The sequence below is a fragment of the Cystobacter fuscus DSM 2262 genome, from assembly GCF_000335475.2.
Taxonomy (GTDB): Bacteria; Myxococcota; Myxococcia; order Myxococcales; family Myxococcaceae; genus Cystobacter; species Cystobacter fuscus.
The window spans coordinates 473,446-494,206 of sequence record NZ_ANAH02000011.1; the positions used below are offsets into that span (position 1 = coordinate 473,446).

Below are 20,761 nucleotides of genomic sequence, written 5' to 3' on the forward strand. Positions count from 1 at the left end.
ATCGGAATCGGCGTCTGGGGCGGGCTCGCGGACGCCGGACCGGTGAAATGGCCGCGGATTGACTGGAGGGACGGGTTGGGCACGCTCCTGAAAGGTGGCATCGTCGTCGAACTCGAGCCGGCGCACGTCGAGCGTGTGGACCTGCGCATCGAGGGCGAGCGCATCGTGGCGCGGGGTCCCGACCTCCAGGCGGCGCCGGACGACGAGGTGGTGGCGCTCTCGGGCAAGCTCGTCTTTCCGGGCCTGGTGAGCGCGCACCAGCGGCTGAGCGCGAGCCTGGGGCGGGGCATGCCCCGGCCGAAGCTCGAGGGCTACCAGGAACTGGTGGACAAGGTGCGCTGGCGCTACGAGGACGCGCTGGACCTGGACGCGGTGCAGGTGGCCGCCACGGCGGGGGGCGTGGAGGCGCTGCAGTGCGGCACCACCACGCTCTTCGATCTGCACTCCTCGCCCCGGGCCGTCCAGGGCTCGCTCTTGCGCGCGGCCCGCGGGCTGCACGAGGTGGGCGTGCGCGGGGTGCTCTCCTACGCGGTGTCGGATCGCCGGGGAGCGCTGGGGCGCGAGGAGGGGTTGGACGAGACGGTGTCCTTCGCGCGCAAGGCGCGGGGCCGGCTGCGCGGGCAGGTGGGCGCGGCGCCGCTGTTCACCGTGGGCAAGGAGGCCCTGGAGGGCCTGACCGAGGCGGTGAAGAGCACGGGCGTGGGCCTGCACGTGCCCCTGGCGGAGGATCCGCTGGACGAGAAACTGTCGGTGGAGCGCTACGGCGGCTCTCCGGTGGCGCGGCTGGTGGAGGGCGGGCTGCTGTCTCCCCAGACGGTGCTGGTGCACGTGGGCCACCTGGCGTGGCCGGAGCTCGCGCAGTTGTTGCCCACGGGGGCGTGGCTCGTGCACACGCCGCGCTCCAACATGGAGTCCGAGGTGGGCTATGCGCCGGCGCTGAAGTTCGGCCACCGGGCGACGCTGGGGGCGGACGGGGTGAGCGCGGACATGTTCGCCGAGGCCCAGGCGGCGTGGCTGCGCTCGCGCGACGCGGGACAGCCCATCGACGTGTTGCGCTACCTGGCCAATGGCCAGCGCCTGGCCTCGCAGGCCTTCGGGTTGCAGATTGGCGCCATGCGCGAGGGCGCGGTGGCGGACCTGCTCGTCATGGACTACCTGCCGGCCACGCCGCTCACGGCGGAGAACCTGGCGTGGCACGTGGTGTTCGGCCTGGGCTCGCGCCATGTGGAGTCGGTGATGGTGGATGGGGTGTGGCGGGTGTGGGCGCGCCGGCCCCTCTCGGTCAACCCATCCGTGGTGGCCGAGCAGGCGCGGGAGGCCGCCGCCGCCATCTGGGCGCGCATGGGAGAGAAGTGAAGCCTGGCGGTAAGGGGCGCTCCGGGCCCAGATGACCGGTGGACAGGCCGACAGGGTGGGGGCTTGGGTACACCCGGGCGGGAAGTGATAAGCCTCCGGGCATGCTCAATTCCATGCTCGTAGCGGGCTTCCTCATGGGAGCCACCCCCCAGGTCGGCCAGGTCGCGCCGGACTTCACGGTGAAGGACACCTCCGGCAAGAGCTACACCCTGTCGGAGATGGTGAAGACGGGTCCGGTCATCCTCGCCTTCTTCCCCAAGGCCTTCACCGGCGGCTGCACGAAGGAACTCGCGGCGTACACGGAGCGGTACGCGGACTTGCAGAAGCTCGACGGGCAGTTGCTCGCCGTGAGCACGGACGCACCGCAGGATCTGGTGAAGTTCAAGGAGTCGCTCAAGGCGCCCTTCGCCTTCGTGCCGGATCCGGACGCGACGCTCACCAGCCTCTATGACGTGAAGATGCCGGTGATGAACCTGGCCAATCGCTACACGTTCGTGATTGGCGAGGAGCGCAAGATCCTCAAGGTGGACGAGGGCAAGGACGCCATCGATCCCAAGGCCGCCATTGCCGCCTGCCCGCTGCGCAAGAAGGCCGACGCGGCGGCGAAGGACGCGACGAAGGCTCCCGCGAAGTAACAGGCGCTGACCCACGCGCTGGCCCGCTGGGCCTCGAGGGGCCCAGTGCGTGGCGCGCGTCCGCTCTGCGGGGTCACGTGGAGCGGGCCGGGTCAGCACCTGGAGGCGGCGGGAATCGAACCCGCCGCCTGGTACTCCCAGAGGGAAGCTGGCGGAGTTTCGTGGGAGACTGGCGGTAGCGTGTGCCCTGGCGAGGTGTGGCCGGGGAGGGGCAGGTGGGGGAGCGCGGGTGGGAGTACCGGCGGAGACAGCCGGAGGGGACGGTGTGGTATGCGGCGGTGAGGGACCATCTGGCCACGCTGCTGGCGGAGGCGAGCGAGCTGGGGCGCGGCCTGCCCCGGTACGTGGAGCGGGACTTCGCCAGGTACCTGGAGTGTGGAGTGTTGGCGCACGGCTTCGCGCGGGTGCGCTGCGAGAGTTGCAAGGACGAGCTTCTTGTCGCCTTCTCGTGCAAGGGGCGAGGGGTCTGTCCCTCCTGCAACGCGAAGCGCGCGCATATGACGGCGGTGCACCTGATGGAGCGGGTGCTGCCGCACGTGCCCTACCGGCAGTGGACGCTGTCCTTTCCGCACCGGGTGCGCTGGGTGTTGCTCAAGGACGTGGGACTGCTCTCGGACGTCCTCACTGTCTTCTTGCGCGCGGTGTTCGCCCTGCAGCGCCGGAGGGCACGGCGGCAGGGCCTGCGGGGTGGGCAGGCCGGGGCCGTGTCGTTCATCCAGTTCTTCGGCTCGGCGTTGCAAGTGACGCCTCACTTCCACTCGCTGGTGCCGGACGGCGTCTTCGTGCCGGAGGAGGGTGGCGTGCGCTTCGAGCCGTTCTGTGGCCGCCCCCTGGAGGGGCCCTCTGGGCCGGCGTGTGCCCCATGGGGCTGCACCGCGTCTCCTCTGGCCCGGCACACAGCCCTCATGACACCCGTCCACAGCCCTCCTCGCCCCCTCGGCTCCAGCCCTCTCCCTCCACACGGCCCCCATTCCGCCTATACGCCGGGGTGGCGCGGGTGGGGAGTCGACCACGCGTGAGCCCTTGTGGATGCAGGTGGCGAGACTCAGGCCGCGATGAGCAGACGCGAGGTTTGTATGCGAACCGGGGGGGCCGAGGCTACGTGTGTAATTGTCCAGACGGATCGGAAACAATCCAGACAAGGCTCCAGCCTCTTTAATTGTACACTTGGAATGTCATAGGGTTACTCCCATGGTCGCACGTACTTCCGTGGCGGGTAGCACCTCCTTGTTCCGGTTCGAGGCCTCGGGTTGCGCGGTCGAACTGCGTGTCGTGCGCTTCTCCGGACACGAGGAGTTGTCGAGCCTTTATGAGTTTCAGCTCGAACTGGCTTGCGAGGAGTCCGCGCTGAGCTTCTCGGACGTGGTGGGCCAACAGGCCCTGCTGACAATCGAGGGAGAACAGGCGCCTCGGCATGTCCACGGCATCGTCTCGCGCTTCGAGCAGGTGGGCAGTCACCCGCGCTACACCCGCTACCAGGCCACCCTGGTGCCCCTGGTGTGGCGCCTGAGGCACCGGCGGGACAATCGCATTTTCCAGGACCTCTCCACCCCCGACATCCTCAAGCAGGTGTTGCGCAAGGCGGGCGTCTCCAGCGAGTACTTCGAGTTGCGGCTGAGCGGTACGTACGAGCCACGCAATTACTGTGTGCAGTACCGCGAATCCGACTGGGATTTCCTCTCCCGGCTCATGGAGGAGGACGGCATCTTCCACTTCTTCGAGCACCGTGCGGACATGCATGTACTCGTCATGGGGGATGACTCGAGCGCCTGCCAACCTATCGCGGGGACCGAGGCGCTCGTCTTCCGTCACGAGCGCGGGCTCGTCACCGAGGTGGAGCAGGTGGTCGGCTTTCGCTTCTCCGAGGAAATCCAATCCGGCTTGGTGAGTCTGCGCGACTTCAACTTCAAGAAGCCGGACCTGCCCATGGACGCCGAGCATGAGGCCGAACAGGATACGGACCTGGAAGTGTATGACTATCCGGGCGAGTACCAGGATCCCACCCGGGGCTCCTCGGCCAAGGGGGGCGGCATCGCGAAGCTCCGGCTGGAGGAGTTGCAGGCCCGGCGCAAGGTGGGCCACGGCGAGAGTGATTGCGAGCGGCTGGTTCCCGGCTCCTTCTTCACGCTCGCAGAGCACGCGCGAGGGGACTTCAACATCCGCTACCTGCTGACGCATGTGGAGCACCGGGGGCATCAGCCACAGGTGCTGGACGAGGAGGCGCCGTCCAGTGCGTTCAGCTATTCCAACACCTTCTCATGCCTTTCCGCGAAGGTGCCCTTCCGGCCGTCCAGGCGTACCCCCCGGCCCGTGGTCCGCGGGGTCCAGACCGCCCTCGTGGTGGGTCCTGCGGGCGAGGAGATCCATGTCGACGAGCACGGCCGGGTGAAGGTCCAGTTCCACTGGGACCGGCAGGGGCAGCGCAACGACAAGAGTTCCTGCTGGGTCCGGGTGAGCCAGCCCTGGGGCGGAGAGTCGTGGGGCGGCATGTTCATTCCCCGCGTTGGCCAGGAAGTCATCGTCGACTTCATCGAGGGTGACCCGGACCGGCCCCTCATCACCGGACGCGTGTACAATGGCACCAGCCCGCCACCCCATCCCCTGCCGGACGCCAAGACGAAGAGTTCCATGCGGACGAACTCGTCGCCGGGGGGCGGTGGCTTCAACGAGCTGCGCTTCGAGGACAAGAAGGGCGCCGAGCAGGTGTTCATCCACTCGCAGCGCAACATGGACGTTCACGTCAAGAACGACTCCCTGGAGGACATCCTCAACGACCGGCACCAGAGCATCAAGCGGGACCAGAACGAGGAGGTGTCGCGGGACAAGAGTCTCAAGGTACACCGCGACAGTCAGGAGCACGTCGGAGGCGACGTGAAGCTGCTGGTGGGCGGCATCGATGGGCCGGGCCATCAGCACATCCACATCAAGGCCAGCCGCAAGGAGTTGGTGGACGCGGACAGCCACCTGCGGGTGGGTGGCAACCGCAACGAACGGGTGGGCGCCTCCTGGTCTCTGTCCGTGGGCGAGGATTTGCAGGTGCACGTGGGGCTCAACCACGCGCTGGCGGCGGGCCAGGAAATTCACCTGAGTGCCCCCACGGTGGTGATCGACGCGACCCAGGGATTGACGCTCAAGGTGGGGGCCAACTTCATCACCCTCGACCCGGCCAGCATCTCCGTGATGGGCACGGTGCTCAACCTCAACAGTGGAGGCGCGGCGCTCGATGGCCGGGGGGTGAAGCTGACCCAACCCGAGGCCCCGGCGGATGCGCAGCCCACCGCTCCCACGCCCGCCGATGATGGCGGGTAGCGCTCGCGGACGCATTGGGAGAAGCCCCATGGTGAAGAAGAACGCGGTGGAGCGGCGCTTGGACGTGCTGCACGACCAGTGGACGGAGTTCGCCCAATTGCCCGAGGCGCGGCTGCTGCGCTGGGTGGTGGAGCCGGACGAGGTGCGCATGGTGGAGGCCTTCCTGCGCAAAGAGGAGGACGAGCGGCTCGGAGAATGTCCGGACCTCTTCCTGCGCCTGGAGGAGCCCTTCGATGAGCCGGCGCGCTACGGCCAGACACTGTGCGAGGCGCTGGTGCGGCTGGCGGAGGAGAGCCGTGCCGGGCTGGAGCAGGAGGGGCTCTCGGGCTGGCGCTGCCCCGCGGTGAAGGGGGGCATGGCGGACGAGGACGTCTTCCTGGCCGCGTGCGAGTCCCTCTGGCGCCAGTACGAGCACCTGTGTGAGCACCTGGTGCTGGTGTTGATGCCGACGCGTGGAGTGGACGCGGCTGCTTGGCTCGAGTGGTTGCGGCGTACGGTGCGCAAGGCGAACGCCCCCCATGTCCGGCTGGTGGTGCTGGATGACGCGAGGACGTTGGCGCTGGAGCCGCTGGCGGAGTGGCTGTCCGAGCGGGTGGTGACGATTCCGGCGAAGTTGGACATGGGGCGGGCGCTGGAGGAACTCTCACGGGAAGCCGGGCACGTGGACACGCCGGGAGGGCAGTTCCGTGAACTCTTCGTGCGGATGGGCAACGCGGCGACGCGTGGTGACGTGGGGAAGGTGGAGGCGCTGGGAGCGCAGGCGGTGGCTGTGGCGGCGGAGCATGGGTTTCACGCGCTGGGGGTGACGGCCCGCTTCGTGATGGGGGGCGCGCTGTTGGGAGCGCAGCGGCCGAGAGAGGCGCTCGCGCACTACCAGCAGGCGGAGGTGGCGGCGGGAGAATCGGCCGCGAAGGGCGAGCCCGAGGGTCCCCTCCTGCGCCTCAAGGCTCGCATGGCGCAAGGCGCCGCGCGGGTGATGGCCCAGGAATACGCCCAGGCGGCGGCGCTGTACGAGGAGACGGTGCCGCTGGCGCGTGAGGTGAAGGACGCGCGCATGGAACTGGAGTGCTGGCGGATGGCGAGCTGGTGCTGCGAGGTCCAGAAGGAGTCCGAGCGGGCGTTGGCGCACGGCCAGCGGGCGTGGGAGGTGGGCAGGGCCATGGATGCCGGGACGCGGGACACCTCGACCCTGCCCTACGTGGCGGAGGCACTGGTGCGCTTGAGTCATGAGCGGCGAGGGCCGGGGGCGGCTCGGGCGATGGAGCGGGAAGTCGAGTCGGTGCTGGGAACGGACTGGCGGCCGGAGACTCCGGCCGGGGGAGTGCAGTAATGCTCGCGGTGAAGCACCTCGACCCCGTGCTCGGCGTGGACATCCACTTCATCATCACCCCGCCGGGGCCGGTGGTGCCCATTCCCCACCCGCACATCGGCATCGTGTTCGATCCGTTCGACTACCTGCCCTTCATCGGGGCGACGGTGAAGGTGAACGGGTTGCCGAGGGCGCAGGCGGGCACGGGTGGACGCACGCTGCCGCCACACTTCCCGATTGGAGGCGTGTTCGCCAAGCCCCCGGGCAACGAGAACGAGACCTTCATGGGCAGTTCCACCGTGGTGGTGGAGGACGAGCCCTTCACTTACATGCTGCTGCCGGTGTTGAGCTGTCAGGACATCGGCCTGCCCTCGCCGCCGCGCAAGAAGGGGCCGGGGGCCAAGACGCTGCTGTTGCCCACGTCCATTGCATTGTCCATTCCGGTGGGGCCTCCCGTCTTCGTGGGGGGCCCGCCCACCATCTCCATGTCGGGGCTGGCGATGAAGCTGGCGATGGGGGGATTGCTCAAGGGCTTGAAGAAGGCGCGCAAGCTGCAGAAGAGCAGCCGGAGGATGAAGGCGTTGTCCGACCGGATCCACCGCAAGGCGGCCCGTGTCATGGACTCGCTGGGGATGAGCCAGCGTGCGCGCGACCGGGTGCACAAGGCCCTCTGCACGTTGACCGGGCACCCGGTGGACGTGGTGACGGGACGAGTGGTGACGGAGGCGACGGACTGGGAGTTGCCGGGGCCCATTCCGCTGCGCTTCACACGGCACTACTCCTCCAGCCTGGCTTGGCGCGACACGGCGATGGGGTATGGGTGGAACCACTCGCTGGACCTCGCGGTGTGGGAGGAGGACGGGCGGGTGGTGTACCGGGCGGAGGATGGGCGGGAACTCGAATTCGACACCACGGGCTTTCCACGCAAGCGCATGCCGGTGGGCGCGGAGCTCTACTCACCCACGGACCGGGTGACGTTGTCCCGGGTGGCGGAACTGCGCTGGGAGGTGGAGTCCGCGGAAGGGCTCACGCATGAGTTGCGCCAAGTGCCCGGAGCGCGAAGGCCAGGCGTGTGCCGGGTGGTGCGCACGCGCGACCGGGTGGGCCACGCGGTGGAGTACGAGTACGACGGCCAGGGCTGTCTGCGCTGGGTGAGGGACAGCGCCGGTCGGCGGGTGCTGTTCGAAAGCAACGCGGCGGGCCGGCTCATCCGGGTGGCGCTGCCGCATCCGCGCGAGCCGGGACAGGTGACGCACAACCGCTACGTGTACTCGGAGGCGGGACAGCTCGTGGAGGCGCGGGACGCCCTGGACCAACCCTTTCGTTATGCCTACGAGGGCGGGCTGCTGGTGAAGGAGACGGACAGGACGGGACTGTCCTTCCACTTCGAGTACGACGGACAGAGCCCGGAGGCGTGGTGTCTGCGCACGTGGGGGGATGGAAACATCTTCAACCATCGGTTGCGCTACGACAAACAAGCGCGGGTCACCGAGGTGACGGATTCGCTGGGCCATACCACCACGTATGAGTCGGACGGGCGCGGGGTGGTGGTGCGGCAGGTGGATGCCCTGGGCGGGGAGACACGCAAGGATTACGACCGGGCGCTGCGGCTGGTGGCGGAGACGGATGAACTGGGCCACACCACCCGTTACGCTTATGACGCGCGAGGCAATCAGACGAAGGTGCAGGGGCCAGACGGCGCCACGGTGGAGGTGCACTACAACGCGCACAACCAGCCGGAGGAGGCCACGGATGCCAATGGCGGCACGTGGCGCTGGCGCTACGACGCATGGGGCCAGCGGTTGGAGGAGACCAACCCCCTGGGGGAGACGCGGCGTTGGGAGTATGCGGACGGCTTGGTGGTGGCGGAGGTGGACGCCGCGGGAGCGCGGACGGAGTATGGGTATGACGAATACCTCAACCCGACCCGTGTACGTCTCCCCACGGGAGGCCAGGTCCGTCTGGCGTATGACCGGCGAGGCCGAAGGGTGTTCCTTCGCGACGCACGTGGTGGCGAGGAGCACGTGCGGTACGACCTGCTGGACAGACCCACTCGAGTGGAGGGGCCGGGCCAGGAGCATTGGGAGGGCCACTACGACGCGGAGGGCAACCTCCAGGAGGTGAAGGGCCCGCTGCGGCAGGTGCGTCTGGGATACGAGGGCTTCCACTGGCCCGCGCTTCGGGAGGAGGCGGGCACCCGCCTGTCCTGGCGTCACGACGCCGAAGGCCGGCTGGTGGAGGTGACGAACGAGGCGGGCGAGGTGTACCGCTTCAACCGGGACGCGTTGGGCCGGGTGATGCGCGAGGAGGGCTTCGACGGAGCCGCGTGGCAGTACGACTACGATGCAGCCGGGCGGATGAGCCGGGCCACACAGCCCAGTGGCAGGAAACGCCACCATGTCTACGACGAGGCCGGACGGCTGACGCGGGTGAAGTACGACGATGGCTCCTTCCGCGCCTTCCGCTACCGGGCGGATGGGTCACTGGTGGAGGCGGAGAACGAGTCGGGCAAGGTCGCGCTGGCGCGGGACGCGCTGGGCCGGGTTGTGTCCGAGACGCAGGCGGATGGGCAGGTGACGTCGCGCTACGCCCCCTCGGGCCACCGGGTGGAGGTCGAGAGCTCCCTGGGCGCGCACCAGAAACTCACGAGGGACGCGCTGGGGGCGGTGATGGGGCTGACATACACCTCGCCCGGGCGGGCGGAGTGGTCCGTTCGCATGGAGCGCGACGCGGGCGGATTGGAGATCGCGCGGTGGCTGCCGGGCGGCGTGGAGGCATCCTGGCGGCATGACGACGCGGGCCGTCCCACCGAAAGACGGATTTTGGTGGGAGGCGGGACGGTCGCCCGACGCACTTGGCGTTGGCGTCCCGCAGGGCAGTTGGCGGCCATGGCGGACTCGGCACACGGCCTTACCGAGTACCTGCATGACGCCCGCGGACGGTTGGTGGGGGAGCGGCGGCCTGATGGGAACCTTCAGCACCGGGCCATGGACGCGGTGGGGAACCTCTATCGTCATCCTGGGCGGGAGGACAGGCGCTATGCCCCGGGTGGGCGCTTGATGGAGGTGGCGGGCACCCACTACACCTATGACGCCGACGGTAACCTGACGGAGAAGCGCACCCCGCAGGGCTCCTGGCGCTATGGCTGGAATGGGGCGGGCTTGCTGCGCGAGGTCCAGCGACCGGATGGGGCCCGTGTGCAATTTGGGTATGACGCCCTTGCCCGGCGCACCCGGAAGGTGCTGCTGGGTGCATCGGTGGAAGGCCTGTCCTCCGCTGCGCGAGAGGTGCGTTTCTTGTGGGATGGACATGTGCCTTTGCATGAGGTGGCCTCATCTGAGAGTGTCATCACGTGGCTGTTCGAACCGGAAGGTTTTTCTCCTCTGGTTCGAGAGGATTCAACAGGGCGCTACTCCGTGGTGACGGACTACTTGGGTGCACCCACTGAGATGTACGATGAACTGGGGCAGCTCGCATGGCGGATGCAGTTAGACGCTTTCGGGGTGGGAAAAGCCGACGTGGCCCTCCAGGTCTGTTCCTGGCGCTGGCCGGGACAGTACGAGGACGAGGAGACGGGCCTCCTCTACAACCGCTTTCGCTACTACGACGCCGACGTCGGACGCTACATCAGCCAGGATCCGTTGGGCCTGGAGGCTGGGCCTCGTCTCTATGGCTACCCCGAGGATCCGCTCTCGGCCATTGATCCGCTGGGGCTGGCCAAGTGCGGATCCAAGGTTATTCGTGCGAAGTCACGCACTCATGCGATGAGGCTTGCTCAGCAGCATGCACAGGTTCCGAGAATCTCCCGGGGCGGTCAAGTTATCGGGTTTGATGACCTGAACCCCACAAGCAAAGGCCCTAACTTCGGTAGCCTCAAAAAGGATGGAGCCTCGAATCTGGGCCGGAGAGATCCGAATAGCACTGCACACTTCATGGATCATCCAGATGGGCATCCCGATATGATCGGTCCTGGTCATCCAGCTCATCACGAGTCGCCGCACATTCACTCGGTTAATAGAAAAGGTGATGAAGTCATCATTACCTATCCCGGAAAGTATTGAGGTGTTTTGTGGGGATCTTCATCACGGATGGGCAGGAACGCCTGAGCGTCGAAGTACCGGACTGGAGAGAAAGCCTCTCTTGGGCTGAATGCTATTTGATCGTCTACAAGGCATCTCGCCTTGGTCCTTCTGGTTTTGATCGCTTTCGAGAGGGCCAGTCCTTGGTCGAGCGGATGCTGCGAACCTCGGTTGTTTTGTCGTCAGGGCCGGACTTCGTTCCTCTGGTTCACACGGCTGAGCGCCCTTTGTTTGAGGTCGTGCGAAAAGAGGCATCTCACGGATGTGTCTCCTTTGACTCTCCCGATTCAGGCTTGCTCGAGGAACTGGAAAATCTCCAGCATCTTCGGCATGCGCTGAAGAAGCAGGCGCTGCACAGACGTTACGGAAGGAGCCCGTCGCCAGAACCCCAAGCGCTTTTGAGAACACTTTTTCAAGGAAAACAAATTGGAGCGAAGCCTCTGGGCTTCGTTCTGCAGCACTCCTCTCATGCCTGTATTTGGCGATGGGGAGAGTTCGGGCTTCATTTATTGAGCCTCGGTCAGAACAAGAGGAGCTCGATCAGGTTTGTCGAGGCGGCCGCGAACGAGCTGGATGTTGAGCTGATTGAAACCAGCTCGATCCACAAAATTCCAGCGTGGTGAGATACCCATGATGAATTGGAGTCGGAGCACTGGCGCGAGCGCTACGTGTCGGCGAGGTCGCTGGTGTGGGCGAGTGTGGAGGTGGCGTCATCTGGGATCAGGAAGGGGGCGTGCGAAGCTGCCGCACCATCATGAAGATGCTCCGGCTTCGGCTCCTCGCGTCCCTCCCGCTCCTGCCGCTGTCCGCCTGTGCCACGACGGCCCCGGCGTCGGCTCCCTCCCAGCCGGTCCAGGCGCTGGAGGCGGCGGCCTTGGTGAGGCCCTTTGGCACCCTGCGCGAGCAGGCGGAGCGGCAGCGGGCGTAGCTGCGCGAGCGGCTGGACACGGCCCTGCCCACGTTGATGCGCCGCTACGGCACCGACCTGTGGGTGGTGTCCATGCGCGAGTACAACGAGGACCCGGTCTTCTCCGCGCTCGTGGGGCCCACCACGTTCGCGGCGCGGCGGCGCACCATCTACGTCTTCTCCCCCAAGCAGGTGAGGAGGGGGCGAGCGAGGCACCTGAGGCAGCGCTCGGCAAGGAGCCGAAGAAGAAGAGGACACCGCGAGTGGACCAGGCGCAACTGCTGAGGAGGACGTTCGGCGTGGACGTCTTCACCTGTGCCTGGTGTGGAGGCAAGCGCCGGGTGTTGGCATACCTGAAGGCACCCAACGCCGTGCGCGCCATTCTGGAGCACCTGTCATTGCCCACGCGGCCTGCTGCCGCTGGCCGCAGCGCGGGGGCCACCCCAGCACACGTGGTGTTGAGCCTCGAGCCGTCACGCTGCCAAAGACGCCCACACCCCTGTGGCCGCCCCCTGGAGGGGCCCTCTGGGCCGGCGTGTGCCCCATGGGGCTGCACCGCGTCTCCTCTGGCCCGGCACACAGCCCTCATGACACCCGTCCGCAGCCCTCCTCGCCCCCTCGGCTCCAGCCCTCTCCCTCCACACGGCCCTGTCCACAGCACAGGAGGTGCCCGACCCAGAGGCTCCGCTGGACGTGACGACGACTACGGCGACGACGAAGTGAACGCAGTCAGGACATCAACCCGATGGGGAAGTGTAATTGTCGCCAAGGGGAAAAAGTAATTGACGCTGGGCAGAGAGGACCTCGTCGGAACGACTTGGAGCGCGAGAGGTGTCGGAACGAGTTCTTTGACACCCTCTCGACACCCTTTCCGCTCCGGTCTCCGATTCGAGTCCTCCGCCTTCCGTTCCTCTGTCACAAAACAGGAACGTGTGAAGCGCGAAAGGTTGGCAACCCGTCATTCCCTGCCTTCCCTGACGCTGAGCGTAATGAACCCACACGTCCAGAGGGCGCATGGATGCGCGCACAGGCAATCCCACAGGGAGAACGCACATGGAATGGCTCGAGTTCGCTCGTTGGTCTCCGGAGGTGGAGCAGCGCCTCGCGCATCAGGCGGCACGCCTGCGCGTCACGGTCCGGCCCCCCCTCGCTCCGAGTCACGAGAGCGCTAGCACCCGGGCCCGGCGGCTCGAGGCCCTGCTGCAGCAGACCCCCGCCTCCAACCCCTGGGGGCACCCTGCCGCGGAGTGCTGATTCCGGCGCGGGCAGCCATGGATGGAGCAAGGGGGCCCACCACTGCGGTTCAGCACGTTGGAGTGCCCCCACGCCCTTCGAGGTGTTCCCGACCATGGCCCCCAGGAAGAGTGAGGACAACGAGCGGCTCATCGACTGGAACCTGACCGCGATGCTGGCGGTGGAAGGCGCTCGCCGGCCGCTGCCGCCGGGCGCCCCGGCGCGGGTGGAGACGCGGCGAAGGGGAGGGGGGTGGTGAAGGCCGCCATCCACTGACGCGGCCGCTGTCCGGATGCACGAAGAGCTCGGTCTCCACCTCGGAGGCCGGGCCCCTTTCATGTCTTGCGCCGGACTCTGCGGGTGGGGCTGGGCGCTTCTGCTACGGGACATGGTCTAGGATGGCACGTCATGTCTATGAGCCAACACGAGTACGGCTGGAAGCTGCTGCGCGAAACGGTGAACACAATGGCTGTGATGGACGGGACGCTCGAAGGGCGACTGGTGATCGCCCTCCAAGAGTTGTCCCTCGTGGAGGAAGCGAATCTGCCCGTCGAGTCCTGGCGGGCCGTGCAAGCCATCGTGAAGGATGGGAAAGGAGACTTCGCGGCGACCGTTCACGCCATGGATGACGGCCAGCGGCAGGACCTCGCCCAGAAGATCTTCGACTGCTTCCTGGCGCTCGCGAAGACGATGAACAACTAGGCGGACCCCACTGACGCACGAAGGGCCCGGCTCCCACCTCGGAGACCGGGTCCTTCTCACGTCTGGCGCGGGTGGACTACAGCCCCTTCCGCAGGTCGCCGCTCGTGCCCTGGGAAGGTGTCAAAGAACTCGTTCCGACAACCTCACCCCCTACGAATCGTCTGACACCCTCGCCGGCTCAGCGACCGGATTCGTTAGGAGGCTTGCGCGGCCCGCCACACCTGCAACGTGTCGATGTACTGTTGGAAGCCCACGATCTTGCCGGCATCTACGCGCCAGATATGAGCAAACTGGGCGTCCATCTTTTTGCCGGTTGCCCTGTGGATGCCCTTCGAGCGGCCCAGCGCGACCACGATATTGCCCATGCCGAATAGTTCGGATGCGGTCGCCTCGTAATCCGCCCAATCTGCCACAAGCCGACCGAACACACCCTCTGCGACCGCGTTTGGGGAGCGGTATGGGTTACGATCAGAGTACACGAAGTTCTCTGCTTCATTCCATTCGATCTGGCCGGCCATCTCAGCCAATGCCCCGGCCCCGTCTCCACGGGTGAACGCCGCGTATAGACGCTCAATGCCCTTGACATTGTCGGACGGCGAATCGCTAACGATATCGTTCATGATTGTCCTCACGTCGTCGGGAGCGAGTCGAGCCTTCTCTCGATATTGCGCAAGCACGTCGGGATCGGTCGTTCGTTCACGCATGATGATGGCGTAGGCGGTCACGCAGCGACCTTCACCGCGTCAAACAGAGCCCGGGCTGTCGCGGGAGACGAACCAGGATTCTGGCCGGTGATGAGCAGACCGTCCTGGATCACGTACGAGCCCCAGTCGGGACCCCGCGAGTAGATGCCGCCTTTGGCCTTGAGTTCGTCCTCGACGAGGAATGGCACCACATGGGTCAAGCCGACGCCCTCCTCTTCCGAGTTGGCGAAGCCGGTAACATTCTTGCCCTCGACCAACGGGCGACCATCGGGCGTCTTCGTGTGGCGCAAGACGCCAGGAGCGTGGCAGACCAGCGCGACCGGCTTGCCGGCGGCCAGGAAGCTCTCAACGAGGTTGATGGATTTTTGATCCTCGGCGAGGTCCCAAAGCGGCCCATGGCCACCCGGATAGAAGACCGTATCGAATGAGGTGCTCGGGCCGGGTATGCGGGTGCTGAGCCCCCACGGCTCTTGCTCCCAATAACACGGGCGTGCTGCGGGTTTTGAACCACCGGAACAGCCGCCGTGCTGGCCCCAGCAACTAAGGGCGGCACCACGCTGCAGACCATGGACATGAACCAGCTCCTCTCGCAGTACGCGGTGAGCAAGAGCGAGGCCCAGGCCTCCAGCAGCGGGCAGTAAGTGGGACTGATCCGCTTTTGGCTCTCCCGCGGTTTGTGTGCACTCCGCACGCATTGAACTGACCGGACGAGAGCAGCTTGTCTGCCCGCCACCGGCGAAGCACGAAATGTGCGGGAGAGCCACGAAAGCGGAGCAGTCCCATCCGCATCCATGCGCCGCTGAATGGGATTGATCAACCAAGGCGGGCGACGCGGGACGCCAGCTAGACGACCTGCCCTGCCCGTAGCGCGGCGTCATAGCCACCAGTCGCGTAGAGCGGAAGCTCCCCAAGCTCGGCTGTCTTCGCCTGGTAGGCGAGCATCAACTTCTGACCATTCGCGGAGACGTTGAGCGTCAGGAATTCCTTGGCTTCGAGCTTGATGCCGTCTGGCAGCGGTAGCGAGCCACCGAAGTAGACCGCACGCTTGGTGGCGCCTACGGCCGCCTTGTCGCGCTTGCCCAGATGTTGGGCGAGCTCGATTGCCTTCGCTACGACGTCGGCCTTCGGCACCACCGCATCCACCGCACCGAACTCCAGTGCCTGCGCGGGCGTGAATGGCTTGCCTTCGAGGATCGCGACGAGCGAGCGATGTGACCCGACCAGCCGGGTCAGGCGCTGGCTGCCGCCGCCGCCCGGCATGATCCCCAGCAGCACTTCCGGCTGACCGATGAAGGCGTCCGTGTCGGCCATCACCCGCAGGTCGCAGGCCCATGCGAACTCCGCGCCGAGCCCCAGCGCCTGGCCCTCGAGTGCGGCGACGAACACCACGCCGATGCTGTTCATGCGAAGGAAGATCGCGTGCAGGCGATCGAGCCCAACGTAGCCCTCCGAGGGCGCTGGCGGCGGCGCACCCGTCTGCTGGCGCGCGACGTAGTCGGCGCCGCCTTCCTGCAGCCATTTCACGTCCGCATGGCTCATGAACCGCTGCGGATGCGTGCTGGCGAAGACCACCGCACGCACATCGGGATCCTTGTCCACGCGCTCCACGAGCGCTTCGAGTTGCAGCGCCACGTCGGCGCTGAAGAGCTGCAGCGGACCGCCGTCGATGCGCACCACCAGCGTGGAGCCGTGCGCTTTGATATCGAAGAGAGAGGGCGTGGCTTGTCGTTGTGTCATGTGCTGTCTTCCGTGCTTGGGTGTTCCGGCTGTGACGCGTCCCTCATTCGGTTCGATCGTCGGCGCCTCGAGGGACGGCCCGCGCCGACGGCGTTCCACTCGACCGTTCAGGGAATCCGCACCACCAGGCGCCCTCTGACCTCACCGCGCAGCAGGTGCGCGACGGTGTCGGGGACGTCGGCGAGTTTGATTTCCCGCGTGGCGGCGGCCAGCTTGGGCAGCGCGAGATCCGTCGCGAGGCGTGCCCATGCCGCCAGCCGCAGCTCGCGGGGCGCTCTCACGGTATCGATACCGGCCAGGGTGATGCCGCGGAGGATGAAGGGCGCCATCGACGTCGGCAGGTCCAGGCCCTGCGCGAGTCCGCAGGCGGCCACGACGCCGCGATAGCGCGTCTGCGCCAGAACGTTGGCGAGCGTGTGGCTGCCGACGGCGTCCACCGCGCCGGCCCAGCGCTCCGGACCCAGAGGCGGGCCGGGCCGCGCGAGGTCATTGCGGTCGATGACGTCCGCCGCGCCCAGCGCGCGAAGGTGCTCCGCCTCCGACACGCGGCCGGTGGAGGCGACGACCCGGTAGCCGAGCTTCGACAGCAGTGCGATCGCGATGGAGCCGACGCCGCCGTTCGCACCGGTGACGAGGACATCGCCGGCATCGGGTGTCAGGCCGGACTGCTCGAGCGCGAGCACGCACAGCATTGCGCTGTAGCCGGCCGTCCCGATCGCCATGGCATCGCGCGTGCTGAAGGCGTCGGGCACCGGGACGAGCCAGTTGGCCGGCACGCGCGCCTTCTCGGCGTAGCCGCCGTGGTGCGTCTGGCTCAGGTCCCAGCCGTTGACGAGCACCCGGTCGCCCGGCGCGAACCGGGTGTCATCCGACGACTCGACGGTGCCCGCGAGGTCAATGCCACCTACCAGCGGCAGCCTTTTGATGATCTCGCCGCGCCCTGAAAGCGCGAGCGCGTCCTTGTAGTTCACCGTCGACCATTCGACCCGGACGGTGACGTCGCCTTCGCCGAGCTCGGCGGGATCGAGGTGGGTGAGGGTCGTCGACAGCCCGGCCTCTGTCTTCTTTGTCAGCAGTGCGCGAATGGGGCCTCTCATGGATGCCCACAATGCGGCGGGTACTGACAAAACCACAAGAAGGCACAATAATGATGGATACTACCAAGGGTGTACGTATGCGGTCCAAGTGCCATGACCCCAAGAGCGGTTGCCCTGTGGAAGCCACGCTACTATCAAGGATGTACGTATGCGGTCCAAGCGCCATGACCCCAAGAGCGGTTGCCCTGTGGAAGCCACGGTCTCGGTGATCGGCGGGCTGTGGAAGCCGCTGATCCTGTTCCACCTGATGGGCGGCACGCTGCGCTTCATGGAAATCACGCGGCGCATCCCGAAGGCCACACAACGCATGCTCACGTTGCAACTGCGCGAGCTGGAGGACGACGGCGTCGTCGTGCGCCGCGTCTATCCGCAGGTGCCGCCGAAGGTCGAGTACGAACTCACGCCGTTCGGTCGCTCATTGGCGCCGGTACTGCTCACGCTGCGCGAATGGGGCATGACCTACCTGCGCAGTCAGGGGGTCGAACCCGATGCATTGCCGACGTGTGCGGCGAGCGAGCTGTTGGCATCCAGAGCCAAAGCACGAGCCGCGGCTGACTAGGGAGACGGCTCCGGTCTGTCCACCGCGCACGCCCTGCCGCCATGCCCTGCGTGCGCTTGGATCCGGCAGGCATGCCCAGGGTTGTCCGGAATGAGTTCGCCTGCGGACGAAGCCTGGCGCACGCGGGCCAGACCATGCGCGGTCCTGTCCATACACCTTCAGTTCCGACATCTCTCCTCCTACGAGTCGTCTGTCACCCTGTTTGGCCCGGGGGATGACTGGCTGTCGGCGCCGGGGTGTGGAAGCATCGGCTCCCATCATGGCCCACTCCACCGGTCTCCTCTTCCGCGCAGCGGTTGCCATCCTCCTGATGGTCCTCTTCTTCAGCCTCGCACTCACCGCCTCCGCGGGTCTCGTCTACGGCGCGTACGAGCTGGGAGCCTTCACCCTCGAGCACGCGCGCGGCCGTGGCCTCGTCTTGCTCCTGCTCGTCGCGGGCGCCATGGGCTTTGGGGGTCTGGTCATCCTCTGGTCCATCGTCCCGCGGATCGACCGCTTCACCCCGCCGGGGCCGGAGCTGACGGCGAAGGAGCAGCCGGTGCTCTTCCAGGAGATTCACCGCATCGCGGAGATGACGGGCCAGCAGCCCCCCACCCACGTGTACCTCGTCCCGGACGTGAACGCGTTCGTCACGGAGCGGGGTGGCTGGATGGGCCTGGGCAGCCAGCGGGTGATGGGGCTCGGTCTGGGGCTCGTGAACATCCTCGGCGTGAGCGAGTTGCGCGCGGTCATCGCGCACGAGTTCGGCCACTTCCATGGGGGAGACACCAAGCTGGGGCCGTGGATCTACAAGACGCGCGGGGCCATCATCCGCACCGTCCAGAACCTTTACGCGGCCGGCGAGGCCTCGGCCGAGGTGGGCACCGTCGCCTTCGTCCTCAAGGCGGTGGGCAAGCCGTTCGAGTGGTTCGCGAAGGGCTACCTGCGCATCACCCAGGCCATCAGCCGCGCGCAGGAGTACAGCGCGGACGGGGTCGCGGTCCGGACCCAGGGGGCGGCGGCGCTGGTGGAGGGGCTGAAGAAGACGCACCGCGGAGGGCTCGCGTTCTCGGCGTTCGTCGACAGCGAGCTGGGGCCGCTGCTCGAGAACAAGCGCCACGCGCCACTGGGCGAGGGCTTCCGCCGCTTCCTTGGCGCTCCGAGCGTCGCCGAGCGGCTGGGGCAGTTGGAGAAGGAGGAGCTCAGCGAGGGCAAGCAGGACCCGTACGACACGCACCCGCCGCTGCGCGAGCGCATCCGCCACGCCGAGTCGCTCGATGCGCCGTGGGTGGCCCAGGACATGCGTCCCGCGGTGGAGCTGCTCGCGGACGTGCCGCAGTTGGAGGCGAAGCTCTACTCGGAGTGGACGCAAGGGGCGACGCTCACCCCCATCGATTGGGCGGAGAGCGCGAGCGTGTTCGTTCCCGACTGGCGGGCGGCGTTGCTGGACGCCCAGCGAGGACTCGCACACGGCACCACGCCCCTCACGCTGCCCACCGAGACCCCGGCCCTGCGCGAGCTGGCCGCCAAGGTGACCGGACAGGACACGGACCACGTTCCCGAGGACACCCTCCAGCAGTGGGCAACCGGCCTCTACCTGCGCGTGCTGAGCGCCGTGCTGGTGGACCACGGCTTCACGCCCTCGAACAACCCGGGAGAGGCCATCGCCTTCACCCGGGGCGAACTCCGGATCGAGCCCTCCTCGCTGGTGCGCAGCTACCTCCGCGGGGAGCTCGGTCGTGAGGCCTGGAGCGCGAGCTGGCAGGAGGCCGGGCTCGCCGACGCGCCCCTCACCCCCGCGGACGTCCAGCAGCGCCGCGCCGGCTAGTTCAGGAAGGCATCGAGCGCCCGAGAAGGGTGTCAGACGTCTCGTAGGCCGAGAAAGGCGTTCTGTCCCGGGCTCGTCACCCTCGAAGGAATCCACCAAGGCCGCGCAGGAACACGACGTGTGGATCTTTCAGAAGCACGGTCATCAGGTTTTGAATGGCGGGAACGGGCAGCTCGAGTGTCTTGGCGATCTCATTCAACACCTCCATGGCTTTCACTCGTTCCTCTTGCGTGCCTTGGGTCGCTCGCGTCCAGAGTTCCGTGGCTTCGATGGCGCCTCGGATTCCAAAGGGACGTAAACTCTCGCATTTCTCGCCGAGATAGCAATGAAGCAGCGCCTGGCTGATCAGATCCAGGAGCTGGAAGATTTTGACATTGCTCGTGAGCAGCAAGGTGATGGGGTCGGCATAGGCCAGATGCTCGGTGCTCGTGATCTCCTCCTCTTTGAAGCTGTGGATGAGTTCGCGTGTCATCCCCTGGAGGTGGTGGAGCGTAGAGGCTTCTTCCTGGGGCCTGGAACCCGTGAGTCTCAAAAGGCCGCGGACCTGCTCGGACACCAGGTCGCTCAACTCCCGCCAGGGAGTCGCGCCCACGCCAAAGGCCACGATGAGCGCCACCTCCTCCTTGAATGCAGCCGACAGCAGCGTGGCGGTAAGCGGTGCGGCGAGCAGGGAGTGCCACATGCGATGGAGCGCGTCGGGAGAGAACTCGAAGCGTCTGTGCCTGCGAATCAACTCCCAGATGCCCGACAAGAACGCACCCGCGAATCCCGCGAGGAATGCTGGCGACAACTTGTTGAAAAGCGGGACGAGTTCCACGGGGAGAGGGGAATGTCCGGCCTTCACGAACCCGGCGAGCACACCGAAGAAGGTGACCGTACTCGCGAGAAACAGCGGGAGGACGTAGGCCCGCCATGCGTATTTGATGTCGAACATCGTGGACGCATGCTGTCTGCAGAACATACTGCTCTTACCCCGTGTCTCCTGCGTACTCAGGACAGTGTTGACACGATTTACTTTCTCGATGAAGTCGAGAACCTCCTGACGATTGAGTCCGACGGCGCGGCAATAAGAGAGGTACAGAAGCGGATACAGACTCGCGGCAAGTGTCGCCAACGCCCACGCGAGAAGATGCTCCATCCCAGTCCGCCTCCTGGTATTCGTGGACCTTCCGCCAGGGCTGGAACCAAGCCCCCGAACTCATGAATCCCTAGTGGGAGGAGTGCGCTCGCGGCGGCTGTGACGGAGTGAAGGGTTCGCACCCGCTGGACAGCCAGGGGGCCGAGAGGGTGTCAAAGAACTCGAGTGCGCCAGGTAAAGCCTGGGTGA

19 protein-coding genes are annotated in these 20,761 nt (G+C 66.7%); 14 read left to right on the forward strand and 5 right to left on the reverse strand.

Going from position 1 to position 20,761, the window contains the following annotated elements; all coding sequences use genetic code 11:
- The first annotated feature begins 75 nt into the window (after positions 1-75).
- The 12 genes from D187_RS22220 (at position 76) to D187_RS22260 (ending at position 13,530) form a co-directional block, all read left to right on the forward strand.
- Positions 76-1,356, forward strand: coding sequence for an amidohydrolase family protein (locus tag D187_RS22220; protein ID WP_002622844.1), 1,281 nt, complete (start codon positions 76-78; stop codon positions 1,354-1,356).
- A 101-nt stretch (positions 1,357-1,457) separates the two neighbouring features.
- The gene (locus D187_RS22225; RefSeq protein WP_002622845.1) at positions 1,458-1,991 is read left to right on the forward strand and encodes a peroxiredoxin family protein; all 534 of its coding nucleotides are present in this window, start codon (positions 1,458-1,460) and stop codon (positions 1,989-1,991) included.
- A 182-nt stretch (positions 1,992-2,173) separates the two neighbouring features.
- Positions 2,174-3,010 carry a transposase zinc-binding domain-containing protein gene (locus tag D187_RS22230; RefSeq protein ID WP_081713799.1) on the forward strand — a complete coding sequence of 279 codons (837 nt, stop codon included), beginning with the start codon at positions 2,174-2,176 and terminating at the stop codon, positions 3,008-3,010.
- Between the two features lie 172 nt (positions 3,011-3,182).
- Positions 3,183-5,300, forward strand: coding sequence for a type VI secretion system Vgr family protein (locus D187_RS22235; RefSeq protein WP_051256471.1), 2,118 nt, complete (start codon positions 3,183-3,185; stop codon positions 5,298-5,300).
- 28 nt (positions 5,301-5,328) lie between these two features.
- Positions 5,329-6,630 (forward strand): tetratricopeptide repeat protein, encoded by a 1,302-nt coding sequence (locus D187_RS58825; RefSeq protein WP_002622848.1) that lies wholly within the window; start codon positions 5,329-5,331, stop codon positions 6,628-6,630.
- Positions 6,630-10,670 (forward strand): DUF6531 domain-containing protein, encoded by a 4,041-nt coding sequence (locus tag D187_RS22245; RefSeq protein WP_002622849.1) that lies wholly within the window; start codon positions 6,630-6,632, stop codon positions 10,668-10,670. The genes D187_RS58825 and D187_RS22245 overlap by 1 nt, the downstream gene beginning before the upstream one ends.
- Positions 10,671-10,678: 8 nt before the next feature.
- The gene (locus D187_RS55370; RefSeq protein ID WP_155893505.1) at positions 10,679-11,311 is read left to right on the forward strand and encodes a hypothetical protein; all 633 of its coding nucleotides are present in this window, start codon (positions 10,679-10,681) and stop codon (positions 11,309-11,311) included.
- 110 nt (positions 11,312-11,421) lie between these two features.
- Complete coding sequence (locus D187_RS58030; RefSeq protein WP_245591783.1) at positions 11,422-11,616, forward strand: hypothetical protein; 195 nt, start codon at positions 11,422-11,424, stop codon at positions 11,614-11,616.
- Positions 11,617-11,649: 33 nt separating this feature from the next.
- Complete coding sequence (locus D187_RS58035) at positions 11,650-11,880, forward strand: hypothetical protein (protein WP_245591784.1); 231 nt, start codon at positions 11,650-11,652, stop codon at positions 11,878-11,880.
- Positions 11,881-12,648: 768 nt separating this feature from the next.
- Positions 12,649-12,849 (forward strand): hypothetical protein, encoded by a 201-nt coding sequence (locus D187_RS22255; protein WP_002622852.1) that lies wholly within the window; start codon positions 12,649-12,651, stop codon positions 12,847-12,849.
- Between the two features lie 94 nt (positions 12,850-12,943).
- Positions 12,944-13,087, forward strand: coding sequence for a hypothetical protein (locus D187_RS55380; protein ID WP_002622853.1), 144 nt, complete (start codon positions 12,944-12,946; stop codon positions 13,085-13,087).
- A gap of 149 nt (positions 13,088-13,236) precedes the next feature.
- Entirely contained in the window at positions 13,237-13,530 is a 294-nt protein-coding gene (locus tag D187_RS22260; protein ID WP_155893506.1) for a hypothetical protein, read from the forward strand.
- Positions 13,531-13,724: 194 nt separating this feature from the next.
- Here D187_RS22260 and D187_RS22265 read toward each other — a convergent pair whose 3' ends face one another.
- The 4 genes from D187_RS22265 to acuI all read right to left on the reverse strand — a co-directional run bounded on the left by D187_RS22265 (position 13,725) and on the right by acuI (position 17,068).
- The gene (locus D187_RS22265; RefSeq protein ID WP_051256472.1) at positions 13,725-14,255 is read right to left on the reverse strand and encodes a nuclear transport factor 2 family protein; all 531 of its coding nucleotides are present in this window, start codon (positions 14,253-14,255) and stop codon (positions 13,725-13,727) included.
- Complete coding sequence (locus D187_RS57145) at positions 14,252-14,797, reverse strand: type 1 glutamine amidotransferase domain-containing protein (RefSeq protein WP_245591789.1); 546 nt, start codon at positions 14,795-14,797, stop codon at positions 14,252-14,254. The genes D187_RS22265 and D187_RS57145 overlap by 4 nt, the downstream gene beginning before the upstream one ends.
- A 280-nt stretch (positions 14,798-15,077) precedes the next feature.
- Positions 15,078-15,971, reverse strand: a complete 894-nt coding sequence (locus D187_RS22275) for an enoyl-CoA hydratase/isomerase family protein (RefSeq protein WP_002622858.1) — start codon at positions 15,969-15,971, stop codon at positions 15,078-15,080.
- A 107-nt stretch (positions 15,972-16,078) separates the two neighbouring features.
- Entirely contained in the window at positions 16,079-17,068 is a 990-nt protein-coding gene (gene acuI / locus D187_RS22280) for an acrylyl-CoA reductase (NADPH) (RefSeq protein ID WP_002622859.1), read from the reverse strand.
- Between the two features lie 148 nt (positions 17,069-17,216).
- Between acuI and D187_RS22285 the strand changes: the two genes are divergently transcribed.
- Positions 17,217-17,627, forward strand: coding sequence for a winged helix-turn-helix transcriptional regulator (locus D187_RS22285; protein ID WP_043430969.1), 411 nt, complete (start codon positions 17,217-17,219; stop codon positions 17,625-17,627).
- A 259-nt stretch (positions 17,628-17,886) separates the two neighbouring features.
- Positions 17,887-19,434 (forward strand): M48 family metallopeptidase, encoded by a 1,548-nt coding sequence (locus D187_RS22290; RefSeq protein WP_002622861.1) that lies wholly within the window; start codon positions 17,887-17,889, stop codon positions 19,432-19,434.
- A gap of 76 nt (positions 19,435-19,510) precedes the next feature.
- On the opposite strand, the gene D187_RS22295 is transcribed toward D187_RS22290, so the two are convergent.
- On the reverse strand, positions 19,511-20,572 hold the full coding sequence (locus tag D187_RS22295) for a hypothetical protein (RefSeq protein ID WP_043430970.1): 1,062 nt from the start codon (positions 20,570-20,572) through the stop codon (positions 19,511-19,513).
- Positions 20,573-20,761 lie beyond the last annotated feature (189 nt).